At 60.7% G+C, this 23,288-nt stretch carries 21 protein-coding genes and 1 pseudogene; 9 read left to right on the top strand and 13 right to left on the bottom strand.

What is annotated here, in order from left to right; all coding sequences use genetic code 11:
* Positions 1-91: 91 nt before the first annotated feature.
* The 5 genes from O1W68_RS18570 to O1W68_RS18550 form a co-directional block, all read right to left on the bottom strand.
* A complete protein-coding gene (locus O1W68_RS18570) occupies positions 92-1,681 on the bottom strand; it encodes a serine/threonine-protein kinase (protein ID WP_269306005.1) in 1,590 nt (529 codons plus the stop codon).
* Positions 1,682-1,727: 46 nt separating this feature from the next.
* Positions 1,728-1,967, bottom strand: coding sequence for a hypothetical protein (locus O1W68_RS18565; RefSeq protein ID WP_269306003.1), 240 nt, complete (start codon positions 1,965-1,967; stop codon positions 1,728-1,730).
* A 139-nt stretch (positions 1,968-2,106) separates the two neighbouring features.
* Positions 2,107-2,952: an ABC transporter permease subunit gene (locus tag O1W68_RS18560; protein WP_269306001.1), complete on the bottom strand. Its 846-nt coding sequence runs from the start codon at positions 2,950-2,952 to the stop codon at positions 2,107-2,109.
* Positions 2,953-2,957: 5 nt separating this feature from the next.
* Complete coding sequence (locus tag O1W68_RS18555) at positions 2,958-3,734, bottom strand: ABC transporter permease subunit (RefSeq protein WP_269305999.1); 777 nt, start codon at positions 3,732-3,734, stop codon at positions 2,958-2,960.
* Positions 3,724-4,683 (bottom strand): ABC transporter ATP-binding protein, encoded by a 960-nt coding sequence (locus O1W68_RS18550; RefSeq protein ID WP_269305998.1) that lies wholly within the window; start codon positions 4,681-4,683, stop codon positions 3,724-3,726. The genes O1W68_RS18555 and O1W68_RS18550 overlap by 11 nt, the downstream gene beginning before the upstream one ends.
* 220 nt (positions 4,684-4,903) lie before the next feature.
* On the opposite strand from O1W68_RS18550, the gene O1W68_RS18545 reads away from it, so the two are divergent.
* Entirely contained in the window at positions 4,904-9,319 is a 4,416-nt protein-coding gene (locus tag O1W68_RS18545) for an amino acid adenylation domain-containing protein (RefSeq protein ID WP_269305996.1), read from the top strand.
* Positions 9,320-9,381: 62 nt separating this feature from the next.
* On the top strand, positions 9,382-9,873 hold the full coding sequence (locus O1W68_RS18540; RefSeq protein WP_269305994.1) for a DUF2231 domain-containing protein: 492 nt from the start codon (positions 9,382-9,384) through the stop codon (positions 9,871-9,873).
* Positions 9,874-9,917: 44 nt separating this feature from the next.
* On the opposite strand, the gene O1W68_RS18535 is transcribed toward O1W68_RS18540, so the two are convergent.
* From O1W68_RS18535 to O1W68_RS18525, 3 genes are read right to left on the bottom strand one after another with little or no spacing between them, the layout of a single operon-like run.
* Positions 9,918-10,805: a M56 family metallopeptidase gene (locus O1W68_RS18535; protein ID WP_269305992.1), complete on the bottom strand. Its 888-nt coding sequence runs from the start codon at positions 10,803-10,805 to the stop codon at positions 9,918-9,920.
* Positions 10,802-11,185, bottom strand: a complete 384-nt coding sequence (locus tag O1W68_RS18530) for a BlaI/MecI/CopY family transcriptional regulator (protein WP_269305990.1) — start codon at positions 11,183-11,185, stop codon at positions 10,802-10,804. The genes O1W68_RS18535 and O1W68_RS18530 overlap by 4 nt, the downstream gene beginning before the upstream one ends.
* Before the next feature lie 41 nt (positions 11,186-11,226).
* Positions 11,227-12,099, bottom strand: coding sequence for a phosphatase PAP2 family protein (locus O1W68_RS18525; RefSeq protein ID WP_269305988.1), 873 nt, complete (start codon positions 12,097-12,099; stop codon positions 11,227-11,229).
* Between the two features lie 48 nt (positions 12,100-12,147).
* Between O1W68_RS18525 and O1W68_RS18520 the strand changes: the two genes are divergently transcribed.
* A complete protein-coding gene (locus O1W68_RS18520) occupies positions 12,148-12,828 on the top strand; it encodes a winged helix-turn-helix domain-containing protein (RefSeq protein WP_269305987.1) in 681 nt (226 codons plus the stop codon).
* A 252-nt stretch (positions 12,829-13,080) separates the two neighbouring features.
* Here the strand turns inward: O1W68_RS18520 and O1W68_RS21550 are convergent, their stop codons facing one another.
* Positions 13,081-13,491, bottom strand: a complete 411-nt coding sequence (locus O1W68_RS21550) for a hypothetical protein (RefSeq protein ID WP_331283594.1) — start codon at positions 13,489-13,491, stop codon at positions 13,081-13,083.
* Positions 13,422-13,640, bottom strand: a pseudogene (locus O1W68_RS21545) (hypothetical protein); the annotation flags it as partial. The pseudogene O1W68_RS21545 and the gene O1W68_RS21550, both read right to left, overlap by 70 nt.
* 51 nt (positions 13,641-13,691) lie before the next feature.
* On the opposite strand from O1W68_RS21545, the gene O1W68_RS18505 reads away from it, so the two are divergent.
* The gene (locus tag O1W68_RS18505) at positions 13,692-15,092 is read left to right on the top strand and encodes a sensor histidine kinase (protein ID WP_269306107.1); all 1,401 of its coding nucleotides are present in this window, start codon (positions 13,692-13,694) and stop codon (positions 15,090-15,092) included.
* A gap of 142 nt (positions 15,093-15,234) precedes the next feature.
* On the opposite strand, the gene O1W68_RS18500 is transcribed toward O1W68_RS18505, so the two are convergent.
* Entirely contained in the window at positions 15,235-16,110 is an 876-nt protein-coding gene (locus O1W68_RS18500) for a sensor domain-containing diguanylate cyclase (protein WP_269305985.1), read from the bottom strand.
* Between the two features lie 589 nt (positions 16,111-16,699).
* On the opposite strand from O1W68_RS18500, the gene O1W68_RS18495 reads away from it, so the two are divergent.
* Both O1W68_RS18495 and O1W68_RS18490 read left to right on the top strand, forming a co-directional pair.
* The gene (locus O1W68_RS18495; RefSeq protein ID WP_269305984.1) at positions 16,700-17,863 is read left to right on the top strand and encodes a sensor histidine kinase; all 1,164 of its coding nucleotides are present in this window, start codon (positions 16,700-16,702) and stop codon (positions 17,861-17,863) included.
* Positions 17,860-18,498: a response regulator transcription factor gene (locus O1W68_RS18490; RefSeq protein ID WP_269305982.1), complete on the top strand. Its 639-nt coding sequence runs from the start codon at positions 17,860-17,862 to the stop codon at positions 18,496-18,498. The genes O1W68_RS18495 and O1W68_RS18490 overlap by 4 nt, the downstream gene beginning before the upstream one ends.
* On the opposite strand, the gene O1W68_RS21540 is transcribed toward O1W68_RS18490, so the two are convergent.
* Positions 18,495-18,890 carry a multicopper oxidase domain-containing protein gene (locus tag O1W68_RS21540; RefSeq protein ID WP_331283593.1) on the bottom strand — a complete coding sequence of 132 codons (396 nt, stop codon included), beginning with the start codon at positions 18,888-18,890 and terminating at the stop codon, positions 18,495-18,497. The two genes, O1W68_RS18490 and O1W68_RS21540, sit on opposite strands and share 4 nt — an antisense overlap.
* A 20-nt stretch (positions 18,891-18,910) precedes the next feature.
* Positions 18,911-19,999, bottom strand: coding sequence for a multicopper oxidase family protein (locus O1W68_RS18485; protein WP_331283592.1), 1,089 nt, complete (start codon positions 19,997-19,999; stop codon positions 18,911-18,913).
* A 418-nt stretch (positions 20,000-20,417) separates the two neighbouring features.
* Here O1W68_RS18485 and O1W68_RS18480 point away from each other — a divergent pair, with 418 nt between their 5' ends.
* The 3 genes from O1W68_RS18480 to O1W68_RS18470 all read left to right on the top strand — a co-directional run bounded on the left by O1W68_RS18480 (position 20,418) and on the right by O1W68_RS18470 (position 23,206).
* Positions 20,418-22,064, top strand: a complete 1,647-nt coding sequence (locus tag O1W68_RS18480; protein ID WP_269305980.1) for an SLC13 family permease — start codon at positions 20,418-20,420, stop codon at positions 22,062-22,064.
* Positions 22,065-22,158: 94 nt separating this feature from the next.
* Complete coding sequence (locus tag O1W68_RS18475; RefSeq protein WP_269305979.1) at positions 22,159-22,791, top strand: class I SAM-dependent methyltransferase; 633 nt, start codon at positions 22,159-22,161, stop codon at positions 22,789-22,791.
* 148 nt (positions 22,792-22,939) lie between these two features.
* The gene (locus tag O1W68_RS18470; protein WP_269305977.1) at positions 22,940-23,206 is read left to right on the top strand and encodes a GlsB/YeaQ/YmgE family stress response membrane protein; all 267 of its coding nucleotides are present in this window, start codon (positions 22,940-22,942) and stop codon (positions 23,204-23,206) included.
* The last annotated feature ends 82 nt before the right edge of the window (positions 23,207-23,288 follow it).

Below are 23,288 nucleotides of genomic sequence, written 5' to 3'. Positions count from 1 at the left end.
TCCCGTCTCGCCGGGACGCCTCACCGAAGGCGAATCAGACAGGTCAGCGGTGTCGGCCCCGCAATGAAACATTTCGCAATGAGACATGAGGTCAGCGCGCGTAGTACTCCCTCATCGGCTCTTCGGCCAGCACTTCGCCGTCGGAGACGATGGTCAACCCGGATCGGTTGAGTTGATACTGGGTGCCGTCGGTGGGGTTGGTAGCGACGAATCCGCCGGCGGAGGGCCGGGGGTCATCGAGTTCGATCCCGGCACCGTCGGTGATGCGGACGCCCTTGTAGTAGTAGCGGCCGACACCGGTTTCGCAGACCACGATCATGGAATCGGTGCTGCGCCCGATGGCGACGGCGAGGTTGTCGGCGTTGCATCGCGGGCCGGAATTGCCGAGGAAGCCTTGACTGTCCGCGCCGGAGACGGGGATCGCCCGAGCGCGGGTGGGTGCGACCGGAGCGGACGTCGGGACGACCGCTGTCGGCGGTTCTACCTCCGTCTTCGGTGCGCTCTGCGAAGTCGGAGCAGCCGCCGATGGTAGTGCAGCCGTGTTGGATTCGGTGTTCGGCGCGAGTGTCAGCCATGCAACAGACGCGCCGAGTCCAAGTACCAGGACGACGAGGAGGGTGATCGCCACGGGGAGAAATGTCGAGCGGTGCGGCCTCGGTTGGGCGATCGGGTACGGGGCTGCATTCGGTAGAGGTGGTAGGGGAGGGGGTGCCGCTGTGTCCCAGGCCTGCGGTCGGGGATGGACGGCATCGCCAACCTTGGTCTGTCGATATTCACCGACGCTGCCAACTACTGTGCCGTCGAGCGTGCGACCGACGATCGCGGTGGCCTCGTCGCGGTCCGGCGGAGTAAGGGCAAGATGGGCGGCGAGCGCGAAGTCGCCTGTACTGGCGAACCGTTCATCAGGGTTCTTCGCCAGGCCGCGGACGACTACTGCATCGAGTGCGCGGGGAAGCCCCGGCCGAGTGAGGCTGGCTCGAGGTGGCGCGGTCATGAGATGCGCTTTGATCAGTTGACTGACGCTGGTCGACGGATAGGGCGCTGTTCCGGTGAGGCATTCGTACAGCACGCAGGCCAGGGAGTACGTATCGGCGCGATCGGTGATCGCATCGGCGTCGAATCGTTCGGGTGCCATGTAGGCGTACGAGCCGATCGCGGTGCCCTGGGTGGTGAGCTGTACGTCCGAACCCGACCGGGCAATACCGAAGTCCACCAGGTATGCGAAGTCGTGCCGAGTTAGGAGAATATTCTCCGGCTTGATGTCGCGGTGAATCAAATTGTCGGCGTGCGCGGCGTCCAACGCTGAGGCGACCTGTGCGACGATCGCGACGGCGCGGCTCGGTGACATCGGACCCTGCGCCTGGAGCGCGGTTCGAAGATCATCGCCGGCGACCAATCGCATGTCGATGAAGAGGACGCCGTCGATCTCGCCCCAGTCGTGAATGGGAATGATGTGTGGCTCTCGAAGACGTGCTGCAGCTCGCGATTCGCGGCGGAACCGTTCCTGATATATCGGATCGTGCGCAAGGTCGGGCGAAAGCAGCTTGAGAGCGACAGTGCGGTCCTTGACCGTGTCGTACGCCTCGTACACCTCACCCATGCCGCCCTTGCCGAGCAAGGATCTGAGCTCGTAGGGGCCGAACCGGCTTCCCTCGCGGGAGTCTGTTGCGAACTGATTCATCGAACCTGCTTCGTGTGTGCCGAGAAGAATACAAACGATGATCCAGTCAGGTTTCGCTGAATACTGTAAATTCGTTACGTCGTACTGCCTCGATCGCGCCCGACTCCAGCGGGTCCGAAGGAGCGAAAACCATGTCGAACATCTTGTTGATATCGGGTAGCTTGTGCGCGAAGTCGAGTAATTCGGCGTTGCTTCGCACCGCAGCCACTTTGACTCCTGACGGTTTCCGCGGCGTGCCGTACGACACAACACCGATGCGGCGATCGTAGACGGGGCATGTGCTCATCTCCCGGTGACTCCAGCAATGATCGATGAGGACGGCTTCATTACCGATGGTGTGGTTCGTGAGGGAACTCGCACTTCGCTTGTAGCACTGTGTCATCGGGTGCCCTTCGCAAGCTGACGGCGGCCGTGCACCCCAACCTTCAGCCGGTCAGGTCACGTCGGATATAGACGGGGAACGCGCAGGCGCACAAAATGATCGCGGCAACGAGAAGAATTGATAGATCAGCGTAGTTGGCCCCGTTGACGAGGGGGTTGCTACCTGCGAAGTAGTACCAGGGACTGACCTTCGTGAAGCCGGCAAGTGAGTCCGACAACGGTAGGAACGCGTTGAGCGCGAAGGCAATTACGGCAAGCACCGCGGGGATGGTTGCCGCGAGCCGGGCGTCACCGGTAAGCGCAGCGATCAGAACCGCGACCGCGCCGAACACCATCGCCAACAGTGCGCTGTGCGCGCAGGTGCCGAACACGCCGGATGCGTCGATACCGAGGCCGCCGATCACATCCCCGATTATCAATCCGGCTGCGACGCCGAGTGTCGCAAGCAGGACGTGCACAATCATGGCGGCGGTCTTGGCGGTAAGAAAAGCGCTGCGGCTCAATGGAAGCGATAGAAGTACGCCCACGGTCTTGGTCTGCTCCTCCCCACAAATTGCTTTGGATGCGGAGAGAATCGCAACCGCGATCAATCCTCCGGGCACGACAAGCGAGACCATTTCGGCATTCATCCACCCCGCCGGAGTCGTCATGTTGGCTCCGGTGAGTACCTTGCCGATCGCGTCCGTGAAATCAGCGGGCAGGCCGACCAGCGTGTCCTGCAGCGGCGGCCACAGCGCTCCCGTTAGAGCACCCATCGCGACCATCGCCGTAGCCACGACACCCACCAGGGTCAACCGGTCGTGCAGAGCGAGCGCGGTCACCCCTTGGATCTGGCGGAGACTGCCGGGTCGTGCCGATCCGGTGGCAGCGTGGTCCGAGATCGTTGTCATCGTGCTCATCCCTTCAGATCGCGGCGGTCGAATGCAAAGGCCGCGATCGTCGCCGCGGCGAGGGTAAGTACGACGAGGAGGAGGATGTGCGGCAGGTCGACGCCATGACTCAGCGGCTCGCTGGAGACGTAGTAATACCACGGGCTGATTCGCGCCCACGCGTCGAGATGTGCAATCGGAAGCATCGAGTTCGACACCCACGCTGCCATCGCGAGACCGCCTCCGACGCCGGCGGCTATACCCGGATCGCCGGCTACTGCGCCCGCGGCCAGCGTGATCGCCCCGAATAGCAAAGCGAGCAGATACAGATGCAGACACGCCGCTGCGATGTGGCGGGGAGTGAGCTCGTCGACGCCGAACAGCATTGCCGACAGAACCGTAGCGGCGCCGAACACTATCGTCACCGCAGCGAGTGCCGCGCCCACTCCCAAAGCTTTCTGTGCCAGGATCGACCGTCTGGTGACCGGCTGGGCGGACAGCAACGCCATCGTCCCGACTTTTTCCTCCCCGGCGGTTGCCGCCGCCGCGGTGATAACCGCGTACGCGATCAGGGCCAGCGGGGCGATCAGGTTGAACAGCTCACCGATCGCATAGCCGCCTGGGCCTGCCGGGATGAACGCAGTGACTGCATCGGGCATCGCGTCGGTCAGATCGGTCATCACGTCCTCGAGCCCGGAGCTGATCCCGGTCACGAAGAATGCGAAGAGTGCCAGCACGACGCCCAGTGCGGCGACTGGCATCCGACGGTCGATGATTTCGCGAGTGAAGATGTCAGTGGACATCTGATGGATCCTTCTTCGCACCGTCTTCTGAGTCTCCGTCGTCTGAGTCTTCGGAACTGCCGCGGTAGTAGGCCAGGAAAATCTCCTCCAGGTCGGCATCACGGGTATGTAAATCGACCAGTTCGTGCGACATCGCCGCCGCCAATATGCCGTTGATCGGGCCGTCGAACGCCACGGTGGCGTGGGTGCCGTCGACGGTGACCTCACGGACGGTGTCTACCTGCGCGAAGAGCTTTGGTGACACCGGCTCCGCGAACTCGATGTCGAGTCGCCGGATCGCTTTCGCTTGCAGGTCCGCGATGCGCTCGACTGCTACGAGTCGGCCTTCTCTGATGATGCCGACCCGTCCGGCGACGCGTTCGACCTCGGACAGAGTGTGCGAGGACAAGAACACGGTGCGCCCTTCCTCGCGCACCTCGTGCAGCATCGTGTTGAACTCGCGCTGCACCAGTGGGTCCAGTCCCGCGGTCGGTTCGTCGAGAATCAGTAGATCCGGTTTGTGCATGAACGCCTGAATCAACCCGATTTTTTGCCGATTGCCGGTGGAGTAGTCGCCGACCTTCTTCGACAGGTCTGCTCGCAACCGCTCCGCGAGCTGATCGACATACTTGTGGTCGACCCCGCCGCGAAGACGCGCGAAGTACCGCAGCGTTTCTGCTCCGGTCAGTTTGGGGTAAAGGGCCAGGTCCCCAGGCACGTATCCGATCGCGGACCGGATTTTCAACGAGTCCTTGCGCGAGTCCATCCCGAGGATCCGTGCGCGACCGGAGGTGGGCCGGATCTGGTCCAGGAGTGTGCGGATCGTGGTCGACTTTCCGGCACCGTTGGGGCCGAGGAAACCGAATACTTCACCGCGTTCGACCTCGAGGTCGAGATCGCACACGGCAGTGAATGCGCCGAACTGCTTGGTGAGTCGATCGGTCCTTATCGCAGGCTGCTTAGACATCATTGCATCGTGTCCCTCGCGGTAGCGGTGGGTGATCGCTGTCCAGATCCGTCGACAAGTCGGCGGTGTTGCGGAAGTTCCGTCAGATAGTCAGTGTACGAAGATTTCGGGGTCGGGTTTGTCGATTTCGATCATGCTCGTGCTCGACGTGACGCGAGTGTTTCCTCTTCGATCCGCGGCGCATGTAGCCTGAAACTACTCACCATGTAGTAGTTCGGTGCTGATGCGGGAGGATGCCGTGCTCGAAGACTCGTTGCCCTTGAGTTCGACTCAAGCTGATATCTGGTATGCGCAACAGCTCATGCCGGACATCCCCTTCACCATCGCCTATTACGTAGACATCACCGGTGAGGTCGATGTAGATGAATTACTCGACAGTGGATTGCAGGCACACCTCGAATTCTCTTCGTCGAGCATGCGCGTCGTCGACATCGAGGGACGGCCCGCTCAGGTATTCACGACACAGATCCATGACGTCGCGCAGATTGTCGATCTCAGAGCGCACCCGAGCGCATTGAGTTCTGCGCTCCAATGGATAGACGACGATTGTCGATCCCCGCTGCCGATGGATGGGCCACTTGTCCGGTTGCGGCTCTTTCGTCTCGCCGATGACCATGTGCTCTGGTACACCCGAGCCCACCACATCGCGCTCGACGGCTTTGCATCGATGAAAGTGCTCGAGCGGGCCGCCGCGATCTACTCGGCCTCCCGAGCCGGGACCGAACCGGAACCTCTCCACCTGTCGTCTCCGGCCGCCCTTGTCGACGAGGACGAAAGATATCGAACGTCCTCGCGATTCGAGCGTGATGGACAGTTTTGGGAAACTACGAATGCTGATGCAGCAGAATCGATTCCGGTCACCCTGGGTCGGGCGGTGCAGCCCGAACCGTTGTCCGTGACGATCGGCGCGGACACCGACGCGCACCGGACGTCTTCGACCGTTTCATGGTCGGTCGGCGATCGCGCAACATCGAGTGTGGTGATCGCTGCGTTCGCCGCTTTCCTTGCGCGCATGACCGGTTCCGACGATGTACACCTGTCGTTGCCGGTGTCCGCGAGGCCGACGGCATTGCTACGCCGTGCCGGATCCTCGGTGTCGAATGTGGTCCCTCTGCGATTGTCCGGAGTCGGATCGGCCACGGTCGACAGCGTCGTCAAATCGACAGAAGTGGCATTGAGTGGAGTATTGCGGCACCAGCGCAGCAGACCCGCTGCATCGGTGAGCGGATCTCCGCTTCGCGTCGGCCAATTCGGGCCCACCGTCAACGTGATGATGTTCGCCAACAACATCACCGTCGGTGATCTGGACGGTCAGATCCACATCGTGACGACAGGTCCGGTCGCCGATCTTGCGGTCAATATCTATCCGAGTAGAACTGCCACGCATCCCCGTATCGATTTCGAGGCGAACCCGACCGTATACACAACCGCTGATCTATCCCGGTATCACTGCCGCTTCTTACATTTTCTCGACGGCTTCACCGAACCTGGTTGCGGAGACACCGCTGTGGCGGATCTCGAGCTCTTCTTTCCCGAAGAAACGCGAACCTCACCCGCGTCCGTCGGCGCAGATGCCGAGAGCTCGACTTCGCTGATCGAAGTGTTCGACGAGGCGGTCCGTCTCTACGGCGATCGGATTGCTGTCCGCGATACCGAAGTCGTCACGTATGCCGAATTGTCCACGCGAGTCGACCGTCTCGCCCGGGCATTGATCGACCGCGGAGTCGGGCCCGAGGACATGGTTGCGGTCCGCGCGTCTCGATCGATCGCCGAAGTCGCGGCGTTCTGGGCAGTAGCGCGAGTGGGCGGAGTGTACGTCCCCATCGACCCGAACTATCCCCGGCAACGAGCCGAGTTCATCCTCCGCGACTGCTCTGCAAGGGTCGGCCTGTGCACATTCGAGCACCTCGAATCCGAACTGGGGGAGGTGCAATGGATAGACATCGACAATCCCGCCGAACCGACACGCTCCGCCCCTGCTGTCGTATCGGTCGACTACAGGGCAGATAGCGCCGCGTACCTCATCTATACCTCCGGCTCGACCGGCAAGCCGAAGGGAGCGATCGTCACTCACGACGGGATCGGTGCACTCACACAACACATTCGAGCCAGCTACCACCTCGACTCCTCCTCGCGCATCTGTCATCTCTCCTCACCGGGATTCGACACCGCAGTCGTCGAACTGCTGGCGGCCGCGATCTCCGGCGCGACGGTCGTGATCGCGCCACCCGGTGTGTACGGTGGACTCGAACTCGCTGAACTACTTTCACGCGAATCGATCACCCATCTGTTGATCACCCCTTCGGCTCTGGCCACACTCGATTCATCAGAGCTGAAGGGCATCGAGACCATCATCATCGGTGGTGAGGCGGCACACCGAGATATCGTCGATCGCTGGTCCCCGAACCGACGCTTGCTCAACGCCTACGGGCCGACCGAAACAACATGCAGTGTCACCATGACCGGCCCGCTACACACAGGTGAGGTGATCGGAATCGGTGCAGCCATGACAGGGGCGGCGATCTACCTCCTCGACCGCACCCTGCACCCGGTGCCCGCCGGTGCCACCGGTGAGATCTTCATCGAGACACGTGGTCTGGCCCGTGGATACCTGCGCCGCAGTGCCGACACCGCCACACGGTTCATCGCAAACCCTTTCGGCAGCAGGGGGTCACGGCTCTTCCGTAGTGGCGACCTGGCACGACTCCTGAAAGACGGAAACCTCGAATTTCTCGGCAGAACCGACGATCAGATCAAGATCCGAGGCAACCGCGTCGAACTCGGAGAAATCGATGCGGCTCTGCGCGCGCATCCACAGGTCACCGCAGCATCCTCGACCGTGCGCTACGGCCCCGATGGTGGGCTACGCATCGACGGCTACATCGTGCCCATCGAACAGGCTGTCGATACACAGCAGATTCGACTGGATATTGGACAGCGGTTGCCCGCACACATGATTCCGTCGACAATGACCATTCTCGACGCGATCCCTCTGACAGTCAACGGAAAGCTCGACCGCGCAGCGCTTCCCGTGCCAACTCCGCAGATTCAGCCGAAGGCACGTGGCATAGAGCCCTCGGGTGCCACCGAAATTGCGATCGCGGCGGCGTATGCGCGCATTCTCGGTGCGGACCACGTCGACGTCGAGACGTCCTTCTTCGATCTGGGTGGCGATTCGCTGGCAGCCACCAGAGTTCTCGCTCTCGTCCGCGTCGACACCAGCGTGGAGATCGGCGTACGAGACCTCACCGAGGCGCCTTCGGTCCGTGCTCTGTCTGCGCTGGTGGAAGCCCGGTCCACCGACCAGGGTTCGGCCTACCCTTCTGGTCCTGAGCGGGGCCTGGCGGACACTGCGGTGTACATCCCGCTCGCTCCGCAGCAGCGCCACATCGATCGAGGCGCACTCCTTCCGTTGTACAACTTGCCGTTCACCATCGACATCACGGGCTCGTTCGATGCGGGCGCGGCGGAAGCAGCGTTCGCAGATCTGACGGTCCGACATCGAAGCTTGAGGACGGTGTATCCGGATTCAGTGAGGGGCCCCAGCCAAGTCATCGAACAGAATGTTCGTCTTGCCGGACCAGCGTTCGGGGCGACTGCGTTCGATGCCGACGAGGTAGATGCGGTATTGGCAGAACCATTCGATGTTCGGTCCGAGCGTCCCATCCGGGCGCAGCTGTTCTCGCTCGCTTCTGATCATCATCTGCTCGCGTGCGTTGTGCACCACATCGCTGCAGATGGGTGGTCACTGGGTGTGTTGGCTTCGGACTTCGTTCACGCGTATCGGGCCCGGGCCGCTGGCAGGAACGTTGATTGGACAGAGTTGCCGCTGGAGTACTCGGACTTCAGCGTATGGGCCGCAGCTCGGTCCACCGCCGCCGATATCGCATTCTGGCGCAAGGAGTTGCTTGGAGCACCACCAGATATCGGTTTGCCCCTGGACCGGCCGAGGCCAGACCTGTGGGATTTCTCCGGCGCCCGGGTTTCGCTGGAATTCGACTCAGCTGTCGTGGATGGGCTGGACGGGCTCGGTCACCGTAGCCGGACAGGACGATTCACCGTACTTCGGTCAGCACTGCTCGTCCTTCTGGCGCGGCTCAGCACGACCACCGACATCGTCATCGGCACTCCTGTTGCAGCTCGAGACGATCCGAGGTTCGAGCAACTCGTAGGAATGTTCACCAATACGGTCGCCATCCGCACGAATATCGCGTCCGCGCGAACGTTCGACGATGTCCTTGCCCTGGGGCGTACCAGCGAACTGAGAGCACTCGATCATGCAACTGCCCCGTTCGTCGACGTCGCGGGTGATCTCGTCGAGGACCCCGTCGATTCCTTGCATCCACTCTTTCAAGTCGCCTTGTCCCTGGATATCTTCACCACTTCGAAGTTCGACGTCGACGACGCCAATTTCGAGGTAACTCCACGTCCGCTGGATATCGCCAAATGCGATATGCACGTCCATGTCACCGAACGTCGGGACGAAGCGGGACTTGTCACCGCGATCGGGGTGGACATCGTCTATCCAACGGCGTTGTTCGACGGGACGACAGTCGCCGAGTTCGGCCAGTCTTACGAGCAGGTCGTACGTGACATCATCGCCAATTCGAAGGCGCAGTGGAATCGTGTACTCGACTGAGAAGCAATGCAATTCGTGCAATACGTGGTGCATCGCACGTGCAACCGAAAGTAGGAAAACCAGTGTCCACGATCAACGGCCTACCAGCCCATATTCTGTTGATTCACTTCGTCGTGGTCCTCGCGCCACTGACTGCACTTCTCGCCGTCGCGGCCAGTGTGTGGGCAGGGGTGCGTCGAAGATTCGTCTGGTTGATCGCGGCTTTGTCGGTGCTGATTCTGGTGCTGACACCGCTCACCACGGATGCCGGTGAATGGTTGGAAAAGCGCGTTCCGAAGTCCGCAGCAGTAGAGACGCATGCCGGGCTCGGCGACACCATGCTCTATTTCGCAATCGCAGCTGTCGTGGTTGCGGCATTGCTGGTACTCCAACATTTACGTGAACGCCGCGAGAAGCCGCCGGTGCGGTGGCTATCGGTTGCCGTCGTGATTGTGGCTGTCCTTGTCGGGGTGGCAACGATTGTCCAGGTGTATCGGATCGGAGATTCCGGTGCGCGTGCAGCGTGGGGTGACACCGTCACTTCTGCCCCCGCGGAGGATGGCCCGAGCAAGTGACGGGAAGCCGACGGCGAGAACTAAGATCCCGCCTCCGGCCAAAGCTATCGGAAGACAGATGAAGGCGTTTCTCCGGCCTCCGGCGCGATGACGTCCTGCGCCACGTCGAACAGCGCTATCGAGATCGACGCGCATGCGGCTATCACCACCAGGCCGGCGACGACGACGGCGTAACGCTGGCGCTCCGGCGGGGGCTCGGTCAAAGCACGCACACGCCGAACGACATCACCACCGGTACTTGCAAGTTTCCGAGACTGCGCATCCCTCTCGAGATGAGTGCGGAGCAAAGCCGTTCGCGCGAGCGCAGACACAGTCACATTCCGGCCGAATGTTGCGGAGTATTCATCTGCTTGACGTTCCGCGGCATGTCGTACCCGAACCACCAACGGGCGCAGTACCGGATCGAATTGGGCCGCGATCTCGCACATCTGAATCCATAGGGCGTGGCGAAATCGCAGATGCGCACGTTCATGTTCGATGACCGCACGCAATTCGGCATCGGACAGAGCCTCCGCGAGGCCGGTTGTCACCACAACAGCACCGCCACCGGATGGCACGGCAAAGGCGTCGGGTTCAGCGGAGTCGACGAGAACTGTTCCCCCTGGTGTTCTGGCTTCGGCTCCGAAGCGCGAAGCCATCGAGGAACTGACTACAACCCGTCGAAGATGCAGTGACACCTCGATGGACCGCCAGAGAATCCACCCGAGAAGTGCAACACCCAGCACAATTCGGAAGGGATTGGGTGAGGAAACCATGACTGCAGCAATTGCCACCATCGAGGCGACAATCGAGAATGCGGTCACGACGGCGAGAATTGGAAACAGCACCACAGCAGTCGAGGGAGTGAACCGGCGATCGATGCGTTCGATGTTCATGCGAATCGCCAGCGACACTACCCAGGGGAATGCGGCCACGAACACAAGTAGCGTCACAGCCCTTGCTCTTCCAGATCGCCTGCATCAGGTGAGAGCAGATTGCGCAGCGTTGCCTCGTCCTCGGGGTCCAAGGACGCGACGAAACTTGCCAGCACATCCGCACGCTTGTCCCGCTCACCGAGTTCGGTTCGCATACGCATCGCGGCACGAAGCGCAGGAATCTCGTTTACCGGTGCTGTGAGGGTGTAGACGAACGATCTGCCTCGGCGTTCCCGCTCGACCAGACCTTTGCCATGGAGCCGAACCAGCGCGGTCATCACGGTGGTGTGGGCGAGTTCGGCGTCCAGGTGAGCGCGAGCCTCCGATACCGACAGCTCTCGATGCTCACCGAGCAGCTGCACGATGGACTCTTCCAGCTGACCGGACGCTCTACGCACAGGATTCACCTCACTCACTGATATGCCCCAAGGATAGGGCACTATTGCGCCACCTGACTGACGTGCCGGGTCGGTGTGGATTCGTCCGTAGTCGCAGTGTCGAGTCGGTGTAGTGCGTAGCCGCCGAGGGTGACCATTGCTGCGGCGATGAGGGCGCCGGCGCAGACGTCGGTGAGCCAATGGACTCCGAGATACATGCGTGTGCAGGCGACAATGACGGTGATGGCGAGAGTGATAGCGAGGAACAGGACGCGTGCTGCCGTTGGGCATCGCGCGCTGGCGATGAGCGCGATCATCATCAGTAGGGCTGCGCTGCCGGTGACGTGCCCTGATGGGAAAGAGTGATCGGTTTCGAGCATCAGCTGCATCGACAGTGGTGGGCGGTCGCGGCCGACGATCAGTTTCAGTGCACTGCACAGAAACGATGCTGCCGCGACGGTCGCAAGCACTACCACCGCTGGGCCGTAGCGCTTGGTTCTCCAGATCAGCACTACCGCGACGAGGATGCCCAATGCTGCTGTTTCGGGCGGGCCGCCTGCGATGGTGATGGCGGTTGCCAGGTGATCGAGGGTGGAACTTCGGTGATCGACGAACCATTGGGCGACTGGTGCGTCGGCGCCGGTCAGAGCGCCGTCGCTGTGTACCGCGACGGCCAGGACCAGCACAGCGAAGGCATAACCCAGTGCGGAGAAGATCGCCCCGCGGGCTCGATTGTCGCGCGTCCGGAGCACTATTCCGAGGATCACGAGACCGAAGGCGACCGCGAGCCCGACCGCTTCGACGTCGGTGGAGGCGGCTTCGGTGAATACTTCGGTGACCGTTGAATGCACGGCGGACGTCGATGAGGAGAGGAGCACGAGCATCAGTGTGCAGATGTAAACCTGAAGAACCGCTGAAAGCGTATCGCTGTCCATCTCCTGGTTCTGGTGTACTTCTTCGGACTCACACAGATGGAGTTGCCGATGAGGGTACTGGTGGTCGAGGACGAGGTGCGTTTGGCGGAGATGGTGCGTCGCGGTCTCGTGGCCGAGGGTTTCGCTGTCGAGGTTGAGCACGACGGTGACGAGGGGTTTCACACCGCGGTCTCCGGGGCGTTCGATGCGCTCGTACTCGACATCATGTTGCCGAGTAAGCATGGTTACGACATCGTGCGGGATCTGCGGGCGCAGGGTGTGTGGACTCCGATTTTGATGCTTTCAGCCAAGGACGGTGAATACGATCTTGCCGATGCCTTCGATCTCGGTGCGGATGACTATCTGATCAAACCGTTTTCGTTCGTGGTGTTGGTCGCTCGGTTGCGGGCTCTGGTGCGGCGAGGAGCTCCGGAGCGTCCTGCAGTGTTGACTGTCGGCGATTTGGAATTGGATCCGGCGCGGCACCGCGTCATGCGGGCGGGATCGGAGCTATCGCTCACCCCTCGTGAGTACAGCGTGCTCGAGTTTCTGATGCGGCGCAGTGGGGTGGTGGTCACCAAGTCCGAGATCGTGCGATCGGTATGGGATGCGAATTATGACGGGGACGAGAACATCGTCGAGGTCTACATCGGTTACCTCCGCAAGAAGGTGGATCAGCCGTTCGACCGCAAGAGCATCGAGACGATTCGGGGAGTCGGATACCGGCTCGCAACCGGTGTGATCGACTGAGCTGTTCGTCTGCTTCTCGAATGTTCCCGCGAGCTCCTGAAGTATCACCGTGGAGCGCTGAGGGTCGGTGTCACACTGTCTCCCCATCCTTGGTATCCACGCTGTCGAATGTGGTGTCGAGAACGTCGGCTTTGGAGATGGTCAAGTACGTCACGGATCCAACGATGGCAATCACGAACACGGCGGTGACGAGGGTCGGTCCGAGTCCGAGGCCGAGGCCGCCGGCAGTCTTGTCCTGTGTCAGGTAGTCACCTATGGCGCGCCGAGTGGGCGGGTGATGATGTAGGCGATCCAGACTGCGAGGACGGCGTTGAGTCGGAGGGCGTAGTGCGCGGCGGCGACCAGGGCGATGATGGCGGCGAAAATGAGTGCCGGGGTGAGGTATCCCAGTTCGATTTGCTCTGCGACGAGATCGCCTGCAGCGGTGCCGAGTGCGAACGTGAACAGGATTGCGAGCCAGTAGAACCCTTCGCCGCGGCGGGTTCGGATGCTGTGAATCGAGAGTGCTCCCTCGGCGATGTACCAGGCTGAAACTTCAGAATCAGTGCGGCGGTGAAGAATCCGGTACTCGTTGCCAGTGGAACGCCGAAATTGTCGGTGAGATTGTCGGTGATCAGCGTGCCGGCGACGCTGATCAGGATGACCACCAGCCAATAGATCCATGGCACGTACCGCCGGAGGGTGAACTGGTAGGTAAGCGCTGCGGCCAACATGATGCCGACGACGAGGGTGGTCCCGGTGCGACCGAACCCGAGATCGACGTTGAGTGTGTCGGCGGCTGTCTCCCTCTGACAGGGTAATCCTGAAGGGATGCTGAAGATGGTCGTTGTCTTCGGCGCTGCAGGTAGGACACTAGGGGCGTGATGTCCTACATCGATGTGTTCCGGCCACGACGTTGGACCGTGCGGGTGCGTTCGGCGGTTGCTACGACCCTGGTGCTTGCTGTGTGTTTGATCGTCGCCGGTGGCGCGTTGTCGAGTGTGCTCTACAGCTCTCTCGAATCCTCTGCCCGTACTGCTGCGGTGGCTCGCGCGGTGCAGGTCTGCGAGCAGCTCGAGTCCGATTCGCCGTCGCAGATCGACAATTCGTTGTTGGCTACCGACGGTCAGATCGGGATCCTGCAGGTCGTCGACGCGTCCGGGGCGGTGCGGGTTTCTTCGAGTGGGGATGGTGATGCGCCGCTGTCGACTTTTCAGGTTCCAGCGTCGACCACGCAGGATCTCGGGCGTGTCGAGGTCGGCGAGAGTGGCGATTTCTGGGTGACGGGCCGCGGCGCGATGAGTGTAGAGGGGCCGGTGACGGTGTTGGTGGGTGCCGACCGGGAGCCGGTCGAAGACGTTGTCACCACGGTCGCGGTTCTACTGGCAATCGTTGGCCCTATTGTGATCTCGTTAGTCGCGTTCGCGACGTACCGACTTGTCGGTGCGGCGTTGAGTCCCGTCGAGCGGATCAGGACTCGGGTGGCGTCGATCTCCAATGGTCAGCTGGGGGAGCGTATTCCGGTTCCGGAGGCACATGACGAGATCGCTCGACTTGCGGTGACGATGAACGAGATGTTGGAGCGGCTCCACGCGGGGCAGCGTGCGCAGCGGCGGTTTGTCAGTGATGCTTCGCATGAGCTTCGGAGTCCGCTTTCGACGATCACTGCTGCTCTCGAGCTTGCCGCAGCACGGCCGGAGTTGATCGATGCGACATTGATAGACGATTCGCTCCTTCCCGAAGCGCGCCGGATGCGGGGGTTGATCGAAGATCTTTTGTTGCTTGCTCGTTCGGACGAAAAGCAGACCGCCGCCAGCGCAGTCGACGTCGACCTCGACGATCTGCTCTATGAGGAGGGCAAACGTGTCGGATCGATGTCGGAGGTGACTGTTCGGACGTCGATTGTTCCTGTTCGAGTGACCGGGGATCAGCAGGCGTTGGCGCGGATGGTGCGCAACATTGTCGATAACGCGGTTCGGCACGCGAACAGTCGAGTGGAATTGTCCTGTGCGGAGTCGGGTGGGTCTGCTCTGATCACGGTCGATGATGATGGGCCGGGTATTGCCGAGTCGGAGCGGGTGCGAGTGTTCGATCGGTTCGTGCGTCTGGATTCCTCGCGAACGCGTGGTGAAGGCGGTGCGGGTCTGGGTTTGGCTATTGTTGCCCGCACGGTCGCTGCGCATGGTGGGTCGGTGACTGTTCTTCGGTCGCCACTGAGTGGAGCTCGTTGCGAGGTCAGACTCCCCATGGGATCGAAAAGTGAGTCCAAAGACAACAGGACTTGATCACGTCATCGTGGTTGCCAACGGATACGAGGTGGGTGTGGCCCGATGGCATCAGAAAACGAGGTAAGCGCGTCCACAACGGACCTCAACGGCGCCGATTGTGAATCCGATGTGATCTCGGGGGCTTCTCAACGGGCACACATCAGGCCAGGTCATCGAGTTCATCGTACATTCGACCACCGCCGTCTCGCTTGGCGCGGTAGAGCAACACGTCGGCGCGATCGAAGCAGTCGAAGAGGGTTTCGCGCTGCTGCAGCGCAGTGAATCCAGCCGAGAATTGCTGACCGTCGGGAACGACCGCTGCGATGTCGGTAAGAATTCGACGCGCCTGCATGACGTCGATTCCGGGTAGAGCCAACGCAAATTCTTCACCACCCCAACGAGCAAACAGGGTCTGCGGACCGAGGATGCCGCGCGCTGCTGCGCTGAACGTGGTGAGCAGTTGGTCGCCGGCGGGGTGGCCGTGCGTGTCGTTGTACGCCTTGAACCGATCGAGATCGATCATCGCCAGTATGAGTGAGTCGGCGCAGTGCGGGGGGTAGCGCAGTCGGTGCAACCCTTCTCGCCATCCGCGGCGATTGAGCAAACCGGTGAGAGGATCGGTCGTTGCTGCGGCATGCAACATGTCTTCGGCGATTCGGCGTTCGGTCGTATCGTGGATGACCGAAGCAGTCCATGTCCGGCCATCCGGTGACGTCACAGCGACTGCGGAGACCCATGCCCATCGCAGGGTGCCATCTGGGCGGACATAACGCTTCTCGAGCCGGAGCACCTGGCCCTGCTCTCGTGCTCCTGCCATCAACTGCGCCATCGCCGCATGCTGTGCGAGATCGTCGGGATGGGTGAATTCGCGGGAGGATCGACCGGCAATTTCTCCCCAGGTGCGTTGGACCATCGCGCAGTAGGCGTCGTTCGCGGCCATCAGCAAGCCCTGCTCGTCGGCTAGTGCTATCGCAACGGTGCTCGCGTCGAACAATGCGCGGTACCAGTGCTCGTCTACGCCTTTGAATGATTTCATGTTCCTGCTGACCTTCTCGTTTGCTACTGGGCACCTTTATCTTGTCAGCGCACGGCAGCGCCTAAGTTATCCAAAATGGCAGCACCCGAGACCATTGCAAGAGGTCCCAGTCCGACGAGCACACGTTGCGCCTTGGGTGACTGCAGGGTTAGTAGTGCCGCATCCGTCCCGTTGGGCTGGATGCCGTCGATCGACGCACATCGGTGGATCGAGATCGAGCGCGTGTGGAACGAGCAGGTGACAAGCTTGGCTAACCGATCGGGGAGTCGCACGGCTACATTCCGCCTTGCCAGCCTAGTGATATCGCTGCACCCCCTTGGCGGTCGCGACTCTCTGTTCGGTCTCCTCGTGGGCCACGTCCGTTCAGGCAATATTAGAACATGTTTCAATTTTGGTTCGAATTGTGGCTGTGGTGGGCAGTTTGATGACGCCTGTCAGTTTTGTGTGTGCGACGTCGGAGTACTTTTACCTCCAATAGGTGGAGTGTGTAGTTTCAGCCGACGCAGCTGAGGTCACCAAGTCGTTGGTGTGGCGTCCCAGTGGTCGTGACCACCGACGGCGAGCGAGGCGGTTCCCCTACGGTGGTGTGATGATCGACATTCCGGTGCGTAGGACGATTCGCTTTGCTCCGGTGGCGTTGGTCCCGATCCTGCTGATTGCCAGCACCTTCCCTGGCGAGTTCTATGTACCGTTGAGCTACTGGTTTCTGGGGTGCGCGTCGGCAGTAGTCTTCAGCGTTGGGGATAGGGCACCGCTCGTTGCGTCCATCACGCTGTCGGCGTTGTCCGTTCCGATGTTCGCCGCGCAAGCCTGGGGCGTGTCGGAGCTTGTTCCCTATCTCGGCGCCGTATCGCTGGGCGAGGTTGCTTTGCGCTCGTCCCGAGCATCTCGAGTTTTTGCGACTATGGTCTGGACAGGTGCGTTGGTGCTCGGGGCGTGGCTCGACCACCCCGATGCCTTCTGGCGATGGACTACAGTCGCCTCGACCGCATTGTTCGTCGGGCTCCCTGTGCTGCTTGGTCTTTACATTCGCGCGCAGCGCGAGCTTGCGGCGACCTATCAGGAACGTGCCGCAGATGCAGAAGCCAGGACGGCAACAGCTGAAATCAGTGCACGCTCAGCTGAGAGAACCGCTGTGGCAAGAGAATTGCATGATCTCGTCGCGCACCACATGGCGTCGATCGTCCTGCGGATAGGAGTGGCACGACATGTACTCGGAAGGGTCGATCCGCGTGTGGACGCAGTTCTCGATGATGTGCACCTCACAGCATCCGACGCACTGGCCGATATCCGTCGACTTCTTGCCGCGCTTCGCGAACCGTCTTTGAACGAAGTGCCTCTGGTGGACCCAGGTGCCGTCCGATCTGAAATCTACGCGGCTATCGAACGCACTCGTCGCGCCGGATACGAAGTGGCGGCCTATGTGGACGCTGATATCTGCGAACTCGACGCCATCAGCAGGCTCTCGTTGCTGAGAATTGTGCAGGAGTCGTTGACGAACGTAATGAAACACGCGGCGACCGGATCGGCTGTGAATCTGTCGATAGCCCGCAAGGGCGCAGGGTTCTCGGTTCGAATCATCAATACTGGAGTCGAAAACATGCCACCTAGCGGCGAGGGATACGGAGTCATCGGCATGAAAGAACGCATCGCCCTGGTGGGTGGACAACTAGTGACAACAGCAATCGTCGACGGATGGGAACTCGACGCGTGGATCCCCGCCGCCCCAACCACACCTGGACACACGCTGTGATCCGGTTGACGATCATCGACGATCAGCGCTTGATACGGGCAGGCCTTCGCATGTTGTGCGAGTCGACACCGGATCTGGCCGTTGTCGGCGAGGGATCCAACGGCATGGAGGCAATTCGGTTGGCCGCCGAATTCGCACCCGATGTGACCTTGATGGATCTCGGAATGCCCGGTCTCGGCGGTATCGAGGCAACGAGACAGATCGTGGCATCAAACCCTGAATCGAAGGTGCTGGTGCTGACGACGTTCGATGACGACGACCATCTTTACCCTGCGTTGGCGGCCGGTGCCGCCGGGTTTCTGGTGAAGGACACCTCGCCGGTCGACTTGCTGAGCGCTATCAGGCGGACGGCCGACGGAGACTTCTTGTTCTCCCCGGAGCTCATGCGTCGGATCGTCGATCGCGCGCTTACCGCCTCTTCGGGCATCGCGGACGCAGCGGTCCCGGCGGTGTCGTTGACTGCGCGCGAACATGATGTGCTGGGTCTTGTCGGCGAGGGGCTGAGCAATCGAGACATCGGCGATCGACTGCATATCGGCGTGACCACGGTGAAATCGCATATCTCGAATTTGATGGAGAAGACCGGTTGCGACAACCGAGTACGTCTCGCGATATTCGCCAAGGGAGCGGGCTAGTGGTGCATGCCTTCAAAATTCGGCATCGATTCCATGCCTGATATGTCGGCGGAGGAGCTTATCGTCTGCGCCGCTTGTGCGCCCGGCTCGACCACGACGAACTGTCCCATCATTCCCTGGTCTTCGTGCATGAGCATGTGGCAGTGATACATGTACGGCGCTGTCGGGTCGGTGTAGCGGCTGAACCGCAATACCAGCCGTAACTGTTGCCCGGGTGGCGTGTACACGGTGTCTTTCCATCCGTCGAGCTCTGGCGGTGGGGGCGTCCCGTTGATGTCGACGATCTGAAACTGAGCGTCGTGTACATGGAAATTGTGTGGCCAATTGTCGACGTTTGTTACCGTCCACACCTCGGTAGTACCCACAATCGACGTGAAGTCGATACGGTTCATATCCATCCGTTGGCCGTTTATCATGAACCATTGCAATTCGAATTCTCTTGTTGCCGCGGCACTCCCAGAATCCAGTTTCGGTAGAACTGACAGAACCGTAGGGAGTTCCGGCGAAGCTCTGAGTTGCTGCCTTCCACGCAGCCGAAAGTATCGGTGGATTCCCAATCCACATCATCGTGATTGTCGATCGGAAACGATCGCAAAATCGAATCGGTTCCCGAATCGATTCGCACGATCATCTCGACGCGTTCACCCGGGCTGATCTGAATTCTGCTCAGTGATATGGGCTCTCGCAGTAAGCCGCCGTCAGTCGCTACGAGCTGAAATTCGCGGTAATCATCGAATCCGAGGTTGTACAGGCGGCCGGACGATCCGTTGAGGATGCGGAGCCGGATGCTCTCGGTAACGACGGCGAGGAAAGCCCCAGCGACCCCATTGGTGACGATGGTGTCGCCCAACAGTCCGATATTTGTGGAGTCCGACTCATCGAGGCTGCCGTCCTCCTCGAATCGACGATCCTGAATGATCAGCGGTACGTCGTCCACTCCGTAGTCACCGGGCAGTTCGAGTGAGTCGGAAACATCATCGTCGATGATGAAAACCCCTGCGAGTCCCCGATACACGTGCTTTTCTGATGAACCGTGCGGATGGGGGTGGTACCACAGTGTCGCGCTCGGCTGGTCGATGGTCCATGTGGGTTCCCACTTGTCACCGGGGTCGATCCTTTGATGGGGTCCACCGTCGAACCGAGCTGGAACGTGCATTCCGTGCCAATGCACGGTCGTCGCTTCGGGCAGAGAATTTTCGACGGTGAAAGCCACAGTCTCGTCGCGACGAGCACGCAACGTCGGCCCCAATATCGAACCGTTGTACCCCCACGTGGCTGTCGTCGTTCCGCTGATTAGTTCCGCTGCGCCGGCCGCTGCGACCAAGTGAAAATGGCGTGTGCCGTTCGCATCGACCGTGGACTCGGCTATGGGCGGTATCGGCAACTGCCGCAACGGCGACGCTCGAGACCGCTCGTTCTCGCCGTCGCCACATCCGGCAAGTACCACGATCGGTGTCGCGGCAAGGCCTGTCAGAAACTGTCTTCTGGATAGTTGTTTCATGATGCTCCTGTTCAGGCGGGACATCGCGATGCCCCGAACTCTCCTGACCAGTCTTCCTAGTTGGAGCGATCGAAGCCTCCATCCGACGGGCCCCCCGCTGCGGTAAGTCCTCCTACCCAGGTACCTACCGTAGAAGCTGTACCCGTGATAAATGATCGACTGCATTCGTACTATGACGAGTCGGCCGAAGAGCTGCGCCGAGCATCCTCGAATGAAGGGTGTCCGGGAGCGCAATGGCGCTACGCGGCCGGGTTGACCGCCTACTCGGAACCCGCGTCATTTCATCTCCTCGGGTGAAGTGCCAATCATACTTTTTCACCGCAGCCCCAGGGGTTTGGGCAGATCGTGATGTCGAGAAACGGACATATTCGGCTTTCGCAACATTAAGCTGGCGAAACGCCGAGCATGAGGAGGTCCCATGACGCAGCTTGGTCCCGATGAACAGACCGGTCGCCGGTCGGATGCGAACGGGTTCGACGAAGTCGATCAGCAGTCGGCCGGTGAACGCGCCGAAGAGGTGAAGCCGGGTCGGCGGAAGCGTCAATGGATTGGACTCGCCGCCGGAGTACTGCTGGCCGTAGTCGTCTACGCGGTAATGCCAGCCGACGTCGGTCATGCTGCGCGGTTGACCGCCGGGACAGCAGTTCTGATGGGTATCTGGTGGATGACGGAGGCCATCCCGATTCCCGCAACTGCACTGTTGCCCCTGATAATTTTCCCGATCTTCGATCCCGACGTCGCCGTCAACGACGTGGGCGCGTCCTACGGCAACAACATCATTTTCTTGTTCATGGGCGGGTTCCTACTGGCTCTTGCGATGCAACGGTGGAACCTTCACCGCCGGATTGCGTTGCTGACTGTCAACGCCATGGGCACCAAGCCGACGATGGTGATCGCTGGATTCATGATTGCGACAGGTTTTCTGTCGATGTGGGTCTCGAATACCGCCACTGCGGTCATGATGATCCCCATCGGTGTCTCGGTTCTGGTTCTGGTGCTCGACATCGGAAAGAAGGCAGGGGCGGATCACGCCACGGAAGAACCCGGCGCGGACACTTCGGCACCGGCACGTCCGACATCCAAGGATGACGTGCCAACCGACGCGACGGTTACGGAGGCGGTGATCAAAAGCAACTTCGGGACCGCCTTGATGTTGGGCATTGCCTACGCCGCTTCGATCGGCTCTTTGGGGACGATCATCGGAACACCCCCCAATACCTTGCTAGTGGGTTATTTGGAGGGCGAGGGAATCACCATCGGATTCTTCGAATGGATGGTTGCCGGAGTGCCACTCGCCGTCGTTCTGCTCGTTGTCGCGTGGTTTTTGCTCACTCACGTCTTGTTCAAGCCCGAGATCGACGACATCCCCGGCGGTAAGCGCCTCATCAGGGGAGAACTCGATGCTCTGGGGAAGATGTCACAGGGTGAAATCCGGGTGGCGGTCATCTTCTGTCTGGCAGCCACATCCTGGGTCGCGGTTCCGCTCATCTTCGATGACCCACCGATCTCCGACACCGGCATCGCGATGACCGCGGCTATTCTGTTGTTCTTACTCCCCAGCGGAGGTAAAGCAGGAGTGCGTCTGATCGACTGGGAGACAGCAATCAAGCTGCCGTGGGGGGTATTGCTTCTGTTCGGCGGTGGACTCGCCCTATCGGCCCAGTTTCAGTCCAGCGGCCTGACCGATTGGATCGGTAGTGTGGCAGCGGGTCTCGACACGATCCCTGTGATCCTGTTGGTCGTGGTGACAACGACCGCGACCATCTTCCTGACCGAGCTCACCAGCAACACCGCGACAGCAGCGACATTCCTTCCGTTGGCAGGTGGCGTGGCGATGGGCATGGACCTCGATCTGCTGCTTCTGACGATTCCGGTCGCGCTCGCAGCAACCTGCGCGTTCATGCTGCCGGTGGCGACACCACCGAACGCCGTATCGTACGCGAGTGGTTACATCACGATCGGTCAGATGATGCGAGGTGGCCTGTGGCTCAACCTCATCGCGATCGCTCTGATCACCGTCGCCAGTTATACGGTCTTTGCCTGGTCCTTGGGAATCGCGTCGTGACGACCTGCTGGGTCTGAAATGGCATGCTGGGATTTTGCAAGAGAAACAGCTCTGCCAGGATCAAACATTCGACACGACGAAAAAGGTATGAGTGATGTCAGGGGACTCGGCACACCGACTCGAGCGGTGGCAACGATATTGGAACAAGCAATCGGCCAACTACGACAAACATATGACATTCCTCGATCGAGTTCTCTTTCGAGACACCAGATCGTGGGTCTGCGCCCGAGCCGAAGGTCGGGTGCTCGAGATTGCCGTCGGTACCGGCCTCAATCTGGACCACTACCCACCTGGCATCGACTTGACCGGCATCGAACTCAGCCCGGAGATGCTTGCCCGCGCAGGCAGCAAGTCCAAGGAAGCCATGCCCGGAGCGCAACTGATTATCGGTGACGCGCAGGCCCTGACCTTCGACGACGCGTCCTTCGATACGGTCGTCTGCACGTTCTCGCTCTGCGCAATACCGGATCCCGACGCGGCACTTGCAGAGATGACGCGTGTCCTTCGGCCCGGAGGGACCTTGCTGCTGGCCGACCATGTGTCCTCGTCCATTCGGGTCGTCCGATGGCTTCAACGAGTCATCGAGTTGATCAGCGTCCCGATCGGGGGTGAGCACTTCCTCCGACGACCCTCCGACTCCGTCAGGCGCAGCCGAAACTTCACCATCGAGGAAATCGACCGGTTCACACTCGGGCTGGTCGAACGTTTGCGGGCACAACGGACGTGAGTGTCGATGTCGTAGCGCAGGATCACATCGAACTTCCGACCATCCACCGTATTACCTGAACATCTCGGGACGGTTCGCATACTCTGACCTGACATTTAGGTTCCCACGGCGATAGCGAACGCTCACTCTGAAAGGCTAGGTCGCATCAGTGCTGATCATAGGAATAATTCTCTTCGGTCTTCTGATAGGTGCCGGCGCGCAGTTGATCTTGGGCAGGTCCAAGACCGGCATGGACTGGACGCTGGCGTTCACCGCCGGAATTGTGGGCTCCTTCGTCGGTGGCTTGGTGGTGAGTTTGATTGCCGGCGACGGAATATCGCTGCGGCCGAGCGGAATCATCGGATCACTGCTTGGAGCATTGCTCGTCACTGCACTGTGGCATCGGTTCAGCCCGGCCCGATCGAACTCCCAGTAGCGGGATCGAGTTACGCAGGCGCCTCAGGCTCCGCGATACTGCCCTGGCCTCTTCTCTTTCGACGTGGCCGGAGCGGCTGACG

The organism is Rhodococcus sp. H36-A4, assembly GCF_027158005.1.
Lineage (GTDB): Bacteria > Actinomycetota > Actinomycetes > Mycobacteriales > Mycobacteriaceae > Rhodococcoides.
This window is presented reverse-complemented; position numbering and strand designations above follow the sequence as displayed.

Coding starts and splice junctions, on each gene's coding strand:
- O1W68_RS18570 (WP_269306005.1), bottom strand. CDS start 1,681: ATGAATCAGTTCGCAACAGACTCCCGCGAGGGAAGCCGGTTCGGCCCC.
- O1W68_RS18565 (WP_269306003.1), bottom strand. CDS start 1,967: ATGAGCACATGCCCCGTCTACGATCGCCGCATCGGTGTTGTGTCGTAC.
- O1W68_RS18560 (WP_269306001.1), bottom strand. CDS start 2,952: ATGACAACGATCTCGGACCACGCTGCCACCGGATCGGCACGACCCGGC.
- O1W68_RS18555 (WP_269305999.1), bottom strand. CDS start 3,734: ATGTCCACTGACATCTTCACTCGCGAAATCATCGACCGTCGGATGCCA.
- O1W68_RS18550 (WP_269305998.1), bottom strand. CDS start 4,683: ATGATGTCTAAGCAGCCTGCGATAAGGACCGATCGACTCACCAAGCAG.
- O1W68_RS18545 (WP_269305996.1), top strand. CDS start 4,904: ATGCGGGAGGATGCCGTGCTCGAAGACTCGTTGCCCTTGAGTTCGACT.
- O1W68_RS18525 (WP_269305988.1), bottom strand. CDS start 12,099: ATGGACAGCGATACGCTTTCAGCGGTTCTTCAGGTTTACATCTGCACA.
- O1W68_RS18520 (WP_269305987.1), top strand. CDS start 12,148: ATGAGGGTACTGGTGGTCGAGGACGAGGTGCGTTTGGCGGAGATGGTG.
- O1W68_RS21550 (WP_331283594.1), bottom strand. CDS start 13,491: ATGGATCTATTGGCTGGTGGTCATCCTGATCAGCGTCGCCGGCACGCT.
- O1W68_RS18505 (WP_269306107.1), top strand. CDS start 13,692: ATGTCCTACATCGATGTGTTCCGGCCACGACGTTGGACCGTGCGGGTG.
- O1W68_RS18500 (WP_269305985.1), bottom strand. CDS start 16,110: ATGAAATCATTCAAAGGCGTAGACGAGCACTGGTACCGCGCATTGTTC.
- O1W68_RS18495 (WP_269305984.1), top strand. CDS start 16,700: ATGATCGACATTCCGGTGCGTAGGACGATTCGCTTTGCTCCGGTGGCG.
- O1W68_RS21540 (WP_331283593.1), bottom strand. CDS start 18,890: ATGAACCGTATCGACTTCACGTCGATTGTGGGTACTACCGAGGTGTGG.
- O1W68_RS18485 (WP_331283592.1), bottom strand. CDS start 19,999: ATGAAACAACTATCCAGAAGACAGTTTCTGACAGGCCTTGCCGCGACA.
- O1W68_RS18480 (WP_269305980.1), top strand. CDS start 20,418: ATGACGCAGCTTGGTCCCGATGAACAGACCGGTCGCCGGTCGGATGCG.
- O1W68_RS18475 (WP_269305979.1), top strand. CDS start 22,159: ATGTCAGGGGACTCGGCACACCGACTCGAGCGGTGGCAACGATATTGG.